Annotated in this window: 9 protein-coding genes; 1 reads left to right on the top strand and 8 read right to left on the bottom strand. The window is 39.4% G+C overall.

Going from position 1 to position 8,900, the window contains the following annotated elements:
* Positions 1–49: 49 nt before the first annotated feature.
* The 6 genes from LRA01S_RS07540 to LRA01S_RS07515 all read right to left on the bottom strand — a co-directional run bounded on the left by LRA01S_RS07540 (position 50) and on the right by LRA01S_RS07515 (position 5,345).
* Complete coding sequence (locus LRA01S_RS07540) at positions 50–514, bottom strand: NUDIX hydrolase (RefSeq protein WP_061775026.1); 465 nt, start codon at positions 512–514, stop codon at positions 50–52.
* 53 nt (positions 515–567) lie between these two features.
* Complete coding sequence (locus LRA01S_RS07535; RefSeq protein WP_061775025.1) at positions 568–2,019, bottom strand: helix-turn-helix domain-containing protein; 1,452 nt, start codon at positions 2,017–2,019, stop codon at positions 568–570.
* A gap of 40 nt (positions 2,020–2,059) precedes the next feature.
* Positions 2,060–2,431 carry a dihydroxyacetone kinase phosphoryl donor subunit DhaM gene (gene dhaM, locus LRA01S_RS07530; protein WP_061775024.1) on the bottom strand — a complete coding sequence of 124 codons (372 nt, stop codon included), beginning with the start codon at positions 2,429–2,431 and terminating at the stop codon, positions 2,060–2,062.
* A complete protein-coding gene (gene dhaL / locus LRA01S_RS07525; RefSeq protein WP_061775023.1) occupies positions 2,428–3,003 on the bottom strand; it encodes a dihydroxyacetone kinase subunit DhaL in 576 nt (191 codons plus the stop codon). The genes dhaM and dhaL overlap by 4 nt, the downstream gene beginning before the upstream one ends.
* Positions 3,004–3,007: 4 nt before the next feature.
* Positions 3,008–3,997, bottom strand: a complete 990-nt coding sequence (dhaK, locus tag LRA01S_RS07520; protein WP_061775022.1) for a dihydroxyacetone kinase subunit DhaK — start codon at positions 3,995–3,997, stop codon at positions 3,008–3,010.
* Positions 3,998–4,187: 190 nt separating this feature from the next.
* Positions 4,188–5,345: an AI-2E family transporter gene (locus LRA01S_RS07515; RefSeq protein ID WP_061775021.1), complete on the bottom strand. Its 1,158-nt coding sequence runs from the start codon at positions 5,343–5,345 to the stop codon at positions 4,188–4,190.
* Positions 5,346–5,590: 245 nt separating this feature from the next.
* On the opposite strand from LRA01S_RS07515, the gene LRA01S_RS07510 reads away from it, so the two are divergent.
* The gene (locus tag LRA01S_RS07510) at positions 5,591–6,604 is read left to right on the top strand and encodes a lactonase family protein (RefSeq protein ID WP_061775020.1); all 1,014 of its coding nucleotides are present in this window, start codon (positions 5,591–5,593) and stop codon (positions 6,602–6,604) included.
* Positions 6,605–6,618: 14 nt separating this feature from the next.
* Here LRA01S_RS07510 and LRA01S_RS07505 read toward each other — a convergent pair whose 3' ends face one another.
* Positions 6,619–7,266: a class I SAM-dependent methyltransferase gene (locus LRA01S_RS07505; protein ID WP_061775028.1), complete on the bottom strand. Its 648-nt coding sequence runs from the start codon at positions 7,264–7,266 to the stop codon at positions 6,619–6,621.
* A 63-nt stretch (positions 7,267–7,329) separates the two neighbouring features.
* Positions 7,330–8,835 carry a metal ABC transporter solute-binding protein, Zn/Mn family gene (locus LRA01S_RS07500; RefSeq protein WP_061775019.1) on the bottom strand — a complete coding sequence of 502 codons (1,506 nt, stop codon included), beginning with the start codon at positions 8,833–8,835 and terminating at the stop codon, positions 7,330–7,332.
* Positions 8,836–8,900 lie beyond the last annotated feature (65 nt).

The raw sequence follows: 8,900 nt of genomic DNA, 5'->3' as shown, positions 1-8,900 counted from the left end.
CCGTTTTTGAAAGCTTATTCGCAGTTATTAAACCTTGATTTTACCATCGTTAATTCCGATGTAAAACATCATCCTCAAAGTATTGGATGTATTGCCGATACTCATCTTCTAACGTATCAGGCAAGGCTTGATAAGTAAAATATTTAAGGTTTAATGTTTCATCATTATCCCGATAACACATTTTTCCTGTGACTTGCTTGGCAAGAAATAATGTCGTCACCACATAAATTTCATCCTGATTATCCAATTTATATCTAAAGGCATTACCCGAAAAAGTATGAAGTTGCGTTAATGACTTAATCACCAATCCCGATTCTTCATGAACCTCTCGAATAGCCGTGTCCTCCAGAGATTCACCAACCTCCATTATGCCGCCCATCAATCCCCAATTGCCATTCGCGCGCTGCTGCAAGAGATATTCGTGATGATCATTGTAGATGATGACATTCGCACCTACTAAGACAAGTAAATCATGACCGATTTTCTCCCTAATTTCTGCCACATAGTTTGTCATGTATCTCACCTTCCTTTCCAGTTGACATGACATTTTCTGATATTTTTCGCGCATTAGCGATTATTTTTTTGATGCTTGATGGCTCTGATTTTCGACTTGATTTGCGCAATATCGTAAGCTGATAAAAACTCTGACATATAGTAATAATTGTCCTTAACGGAAATCGCTTTTTTTGTTGTCGTCAAAATTAAATCATAATATTGATGCTGACGATACTTTTCAAAATGGACCTGAGTCAGACTTGAAAGCTCAGCTAATAAGAAGTAATAAAGCGAGTGACCTAGTACTGATAGATTTGTCAGATCAATCCCGACCGATACATTCTCATGTAAAGATAAATCAATTGCAATCAAAATACTTGCGTAGTTTAGCCATAGAAAATGATGTCGTGAAGCCTCAATATCTAACAACTCCTGTGAGATCTCAATCAAATTCGAAATAAGTATTGCGATTTCTGATGTCACATGCTGCTGATAATACTGCATCAAACGATCAGTCTCATAACTTGTCAATTGCCCCTGAAAATAAAAGGCTTGAGCATGAATCTGTGATAAACGGTAGGTCAATCCCTTTTCATCCGAGATGCTTAATTTTTGATAACCATAATGCATGACAATCATTTCTCTACTAAAAGTATCTAGAACAGCCGTTGAAATTTTCTTACGTCGCAATAAATCATAGCGTGCAAAATTATCTTCACCTATAATATCAAAAGTGATCAAAAAACAGTAGAACATAGCACCTTCATATTTTCCAACAAAATTAACGGTCTGTTGAAAATATTCAGGAATAATGTTTTGAATCATCTGATAGAGTTGATCGGCTTCAAATCTATCATGAATTTGGGTCAGTCTTGTATAATCACTATTGGCGACTTGTAAACGGTGGCGTGTGACGAATAACCAACAGCCCATCCGCTTGCGTGCAATTTTTGAAAAACTTTGTTGAAACTCTGGTTGCAGTTGAGCCATCAATTTTGTCACAGCTAAATCAGTACTGGAGAAACCTGAATCAACCAACAAATAAAACTGATAGTAGAAATACCTGATTTGGAGTTCATCACCTACTAACTGACCATTTTTGATGCCAATATTAAAAATACGCAAGGAATTATTAAGATCTCGTAGTTTTCGAAAGATCGTGGCTTCACTACTGTTAAATTCCTGAGTCAATTGAAACGTAGAAAACTTTTTATGCTTGAAAACAAACTCTAAAATCTGATAGCCTAAACTACTATTCAGGTAAGTTAAAAGGATTTTATTCAGATTGATATCTGATGAAAAGGCGAGTCTCACTTCTTTTGCTTCAAGCGTCAGCTCAAAACGCTCTCCCAAAGCTTGGCACATCTGGACGATATCCGCCAGATAGTCTTTCAAGGCATTTTGTGTCAAACCGACCTGTTCTGCCAACGCTTTTGAGGGCATCTTACCAGCATGAAATAAAAGTTGCCGAATAATGTCAATCTGAGTGGCTTCTTTTTTATCTAAAAATACGTCAATTTTCACAATTCGGTTCTTTCATTTATCAGACTCAAGTTGCATGAGACTACTTGATCTTTAAAGGGGCAAGCTGTTGATCAATCTCATCAAAGCTACTGCCTGCCTGAATCAAGGCTGCAGCTGTGTATGCTGATTCTACAAAGGCTGTATCGTACAAATGAACAGGTCGATCTGAAAATTCCATGACCATTTCCAAATTCATTTTAGCGGATCCTAAATCGTAAAAGACTAGTAGTTCATCTGATGAATTAGCGTCAAAAGCGGCTTGGATGCGTTCAAAACTTGTCCCAATTTGACCTTCATCAAGCCCTGCACCAACTGTGATGTCAACATCTTTTGCAACTTCTCTCAACAGTTTGACCAAGCCTTCAGAAACTTCTGTAACATGCGTGACTAAGACAATTCCTAGGCTTGTCATCCTAGCACCTCCAACAAACTTTCAAATAAATAGCCTGAAGATTGGCTGCCTGGGTCGATATGCCCGATTGAACGTTCGCCAACATAGGAAGCACGGCCTTTTTTAGCTAATAAATCAGCAGTTGCCATGACAACTTCATCAATTTCAATTTTTGTCAGTGAGCCTTTTTGAATTTCTGCTAAGATTGGGGTCCAAACATCCACCATCGTTTTATCACCGACTTGCGCGCCACCACGTTTGATGATCCCAGCTAATCCAGCTGCAAGTAAGCTAGATAAATCGTCAGATGTTGCAGCAACTTTCGCCATTTCCATAAAAGCAGTACCATATAAAGGACCACTTGCGCCGCCTACTTTAGAAATCAAGGCCATAGCAGTCGCCTTAAAGACTTCTTGTAAGCTCTGGTCGTCATTTAACACAGCTACGACTGCTGACATGCCACGCGCCATATTATGCCCATGATCACCGTCACCAATTGGTATGTCTAACTCACTTAAATAATCTTGTTTAGCCTGGATTTTTTCATCAAATAAGATAAGCCATTTTCTTGCCATTTCAGCTGTAAAATTCATTTTGTCACCCCCAAGCAATTGTTCTAACATCTGCATTCAAGGCGTCAAGCCAAGCGGCATCTGAAAGTCGCAACATGGTCAAGGAAATACCTGCCATATCTATTGATGTCATAAAATTTCCGACTTTGGTATAGGCGACCTTGACTGCTTGATCATCCAATAAATGCATCACATCATTGGTAAAGATAAACTGTTCCATCAAAGGCGTTGCACCCATCCCATTGACCAGAATGGCATACTCACTTGTCGTATCGCCATCAAAAGATGAGATAAGTTTGTCAACCAATTCTTTAGCTAAATCTTTTGAAGGTAGCATTTTTTCACGCCGGTAACCTGGTTCACCATGAATGCCTACGCCATATTCGATCTCGTCTTCTGGTAACACAAAGCCTGGTTTTCCAACTTCTGGGACAGTGGCACCAGATAGCGCGACAGCTATTGTATTAATCTCTGCTACTAATTGATCCGCAGCTTGTTTAATGGTTGCTAAATCAGCACCAGAGCGGGCTAAATTACCTAGAATTTTATGGACAAGAACAGTGCCAGCAACACCACGCTTACCTTGTGTATAGGTCGAATTTTCAACTGCGATATCGTCATCCACGATGACAAAATCCACCTGGATATTCTCCATTTCAGCCATATCTTTCGCCATATCAAAGTTCATGACATCTCCAGAATAATTTTTGATAATAAAGAAGACACCATCAACTGTATCAACTGCCTTAGCTGCTTCATAAATTTGATCTGGCGTTGGACTTGTAAAGACTTCACCACAAACAGCCGCTGAAAGCATGCCGTCGCCGATAAATCCTGCATGACTTGGCTCATGACCGCTGCCACCACCTGAAATCAGCTGGACTTGTGATGTATTATCAGCTTTAACGAGCACATTTGTTCCGTCTAATCTCTTGATCAAATCAGGATAGGCACGGGTCAAGCCTGATACCATTTCAGTTACAACATCTGCTGGTTGATTGATAATTTTTTTCATCTCATGTCCCTCGTCTTCTAGTTTTTTTATTTTTGAAAGCGTTTTTCAATTTCATTCTAGACCAATTTTCTTAATTTGTCCAACTTTTACTATCTCAATTAACAAGGATCAGACAGACAGGAAGATTTGTGGGATGAAAAAAACGCCTCTCATATTAAATCATCAATGAGAAGCGTTTATTTAAAGCTGATTAGTCAAGCATTTCCAGTTCTTCATCTTCGTAGAGTCTCGAAATCTTGCGATACCATTTGTAGAAATAGACAACAATAACTTTAGCAGACGCATAGACAGGAATCCCGATGAGCACACCCCAGAAACCGAAAATTTTACCGGATGTCAAAAGAACAAACAGAATTGTAATCGGATGGATATTCAATTTGCTACCTAGAACAAGGGGACTGACAAAGCGCCCTTCGATCGTTTGCTCGATGACAAAGACAATGGCAACTTTAATAACCATGAGCGGTCCTGCCACTAAGGCAATGATAAAGGCTGGAATCATGGCCAAAAATGAACCAAGATATGGAATCAAATTTAAGAAACCAGCTGAAATCCCGATAACAACAGCATACTTGAGACCAATAATTGAAAACATGATTGAGAACATAATGGCAACAGTTCCTGCGACGATCAGTTGTCCTCGAACATAACTAGAGAGCTGTAAATTAACCTGTGTTAAAACGGTTGAGGTATCATTACGCCAAGCGGTTGGCAGCATATTCGTCATGTATTGATTGAGGGATTTACCATCTCGCAAGAGATAAAACAAAATGAAGGGGAAAATCATCAAGGAAATGATGACACTAGTCGCTGCTGATAAAAATGAACTTGTACTATTAACCAAAGTTGTTGAAAGATTTTTGGAAATTTCAATCAAATTATCTGAAAAACTCGTGACAGCTTTTTCAATCTGTGGTCTAAATTGTTTAAACCGTTCATCTCCAAGAAGGCTTGTGATATGTTTCTCACCTGATTCAACATAGTCTGGGAAATTAGCAGCAAACTTTTCACCTTGCGTCACCATATTTGGTATCGCAACCGCCAACCCCCAGATGATCAAAGCTAAGATAATGGCAAATAAAATTGATATTGTCACTACCCGATGCACTTTACGTGACTCGAAATAGTCAACAATCGGGTTGAGTAGGTAATAAAAAACTGCTGCTAGAATAATCGGCAACATGATGACACCAAGAAAATCAGCAATTGGTTGAAACATGAAGCTCAATTTTGTTAACAGCAAAATATTTAACAAGAAGAGCAAGACAACAGCAAAACCAGTCGCCACCTTATTATCTAATAACCATTTGAAAAACCAAGTCGTTTTAAAACTATTTTTATCATTCATTATTCTTCACCTATCTGATCTATATATTGCTATCATCTCTATCTAAAATTTAAACAACTTTATAGTTTATATTATAGCATATCTTATCTCTATCCCTCTTTGCAAACTATTTGAAATGGGGTGCATCAATTTTAAAATTGGGGGACTGTATCAACACATCCCCTTTAGGCGTATTCAACCTCTCATCATGCGAATTTAAAAAGTTATGATATAATTAATATATCTATTTGAAAGGGATTACATTCATGACAGAAACACTTTATTTTGGTACCTATACGAAGAAAACATCTGAGGGCATTTACAAGGCGAGCTTGGACACAACGACTGGTTTGTTAAGCGATCGCCAGCTAGTCGCAAAAGAACCTAACCCAACTTATCTCACATTTGATAAGTCGGGACATCTCTACAGCGTAGGGGCTGAAAACGGAGAGGGCGGTGTTGCAGCTTTTGACAATGACGGTGAACTTATTAATCACGTTGTTGACGATGGCGCGCCACTTTGTTATGTGGCAGTAGATGAAGTCCGTAACTTAGTATATGGTGCCAACTACCATAAAGGGGAAGTTTTAGTTTACAAGCGAGCAGCTGATGGTGCTTTAACACTTGCTGATAAAGACGTGCACACAGGTTCTGGTCCACACGAGAATCAAGCCAGTCCACATGTCCATTTCACTGATTTGACGCCAGATAAATACCTTGTATCTTGTGATCTAGGTACTGACGAAGTGGTAACGTATGATGTCTCTGACCAAGGGCAATTAACTAAAGTTAATACCTACAAATCAGCACCCGGTGCTGGTCCACGTCATATAACTTTCCATCCTACGCAAAAGATTGCTTACCTCATGAATGAATTAAACAGTACTGTTGAAGTCTTAATTTATGATGGCGTTGGTCAATTTACTTTACTACAAACGATTTCAACCCTTCCTGAAGATTGGACTGATTTCAACGGGACTGCTGCTATCCGCGTATCAACAGATGGGAAATTCCTTTATGGCTCAAATCGTGGCCACGATTCAATTGCAGTCTTCAAAATTCTTGCTGATGGGACTTTAGAATTGAGCCAACTCGCTGCAACTCACGGCAAAATGCCACGTGACTTCAACTTATCATCTGATGAAAAAATTGTCATCGCAGCGCATCAAGACTCTGACAATGTGACGACCTTCTTCCGTGATGCTACTACTGGCCTCCTAAGCGAAATCCAACATGATTTCATCGTACCAGAAGCCGTCTGCGTTTACGTCAAAGCCTAATTAAAAAAGCCTGTTCAGGCTTTTTTATGTGCTTCAAAATATTGGATTTGTAAATGTCTGCGACCTTTGATCAAAACAAAACCTGCTGTTTCAAGTAAAGCCTGCAGTTCGTCAAACGTATAAACTTTAACATCGCCTTCTTTTGAGAAACGTTTGATATAACTATTATAAAGACCATGAAAAATCGGAATCCGAATCTCAGCAATGACAAGTTTGCCACCAGCTTTTAAAACACGTCTAGCTTCTTTGAGAAATGTTTCAGGTATCGGAAAATGGTGAAAAGAGGCTGAACAGATCAGCACATCAAAACTCTGGTCTTCAAATGGGAGCTGCATGGCTGAGCCTGTTACAAATGAAAATTCAGGGTACTGAGTTTGAGCGAACTGTGTCATCTGTGATGAAATATCTAAACCAATACCTTCAAACTGATGTTGACTCGCAAGCATCTTGAGCAGACGACCAGTCGCCGCGCCGACATCTAAAACCTTAGCTTGATCAGGCAGATCCAGATTTTTAAGGATATAGCGCTTAAAAAAGCCAGATAAAACCCCATCAAATGACCGATCAAATTTTTTGGCCTGATAATCATAGTAGGTTTCAGACAGTTTTTCATAATTTTTAGACACGTCAGTGGCTCCTCGTTTGTACTTAACTGTCTCCATTATAGCATTTAAATTTTTCAACATCAAAAAAAGCCAAATCATTTGGCTTTTTGAAAAGACAGGTTAATGGGCAATCATTTCTTGTGCCACTTGACTTGGGCTCAACTTCGATGGATAGTAAGTTGGCCAATTATCTAATTCAGCAGTCAGTGCAGCCTGACTTTCATTACCATAATAAATGTGGAAATGTTCTGCTTGAGCTGGCGCAATGCCATGATCGCTAAACTGAACGTACTTGAACGCACCATTTGTGTCGCCTACTGCTTCAAAAAGGTAGCGTACCCCACGGTTTCCCTTAGCATAGTTCAATATCTCTTTACCGATATATTTATAACTTGCTTGGTGTTTAGCACCATGGCTATCAAAGGTAATGGTGTCTTTTTTGATGGTGATTTTAGCGACATCTGATTTGTATCCAGCTTCATAATAGGTCTTGTAAGCCGCCTCGGTCTTGTCCTGGTTTAGGAGAGCTTTGTAGCGCATGACTTGATCCAGATCACCGTTTTGAAGGAGAGGATAAACGGACTGCCAAGTGCCTGACCAGTCTGATAGCTTGCGGTCTTTAACCTGGTTGTCCTTGAAATAACCTGAAGTCGTAGTTTTTTCTAACGACTTTTCTGGTTCAATATCTGTAACTTTTGACGCTGCATCTGTTGTTTTCTCTAAGTTTTTCAAATTTTCCGTCATGACTGAGATGTAGTCTTCGCCTGCGTCTTCTTGATCTTGAGTCAGTGATTCTAAGGGGTTCAGTGGCAAGGTTTTAACACCTGCTTCCTCTGCCAGCGTTTTCGCTACTTTATCAGAGGCATTTTCTTCGAAATAAATATAGTGAATATCATTTTTATCAACATATGCTTTCAACTCTTTGAGGCGCGACGCTGATGGTTCCGTTTCAGGGTTGATGCCTGAGACAGAGACTTGATTAAGGCCATATTCGAGTGCTAAATAAGCAAAGGCTGCATGTTGGGTGACAAAATTTTTCTGTTTGGCATTGGACAAACCATCCTTGTAAGCTTGGTCTAATGCCTTGAGTTTCGACAAATAAGCATCCGAATTTTTGGTGAAGATAGCTTTTTTCTGAGGAAATTTTTTAATCAGCTGATCCCGAATTGTCTCAACTTCTTTAATAGCGAGACTTGGTGCTAACCAGACGTGGGGATCATAAGCATGCGTATGCCCTTCGTGTCCTGCTTCATCGCCACCTTCGTTCGATCCAGGCAGTAGTAAGATGCCCTCAGATGCCTTTATCACATCAACGTTCTTCATGTCTTGAGTTGTTTTTTTAACCCAAGTTTCCAGATTTTCGTTATTATAAACGAAAGCGTCTGAATTTTGAATGGCTGCGACATCTTTAGCAGATGGTTCAAAGTCATGTGGCTCAACACCTGGTTTGACCAAAACCGACACGTCTGCTTCTTTACCGACAATTTGCTCTGTAAATGCCTTCATCGGATAGAAAGTTGTTACGATCTGTAACTTATCCGATTTCTTACTTGCCTCACTGCCACAAGCAAAAAGTGTTAAGGCTGCAGTCGTAGCCATTAGGCTTAATAATATTTTCTTTTTCATTCTTCTCTTTCTTAATTCCCTTTACCAGTTAAGTATATCCACAAAAAAATAAATGCAAGTTAACT

The sequence above is a fragment of the Pseudolactococcus raffinolactis NBRC 100932 genome (assembly GCF_001591765.1).
GTDB classification, from domain to species: domain Bacteria; phylum Bacillota; class Bacilli; order Lactobacillales; family Streptococcaceae; genus Pseudolactococcus; species Pseudolactococcus raffinolactis.
Note: the sequence above shows the minus strand (reverse complement) of the source record. Positions and strands in the feature narration are given on the sequence as shown.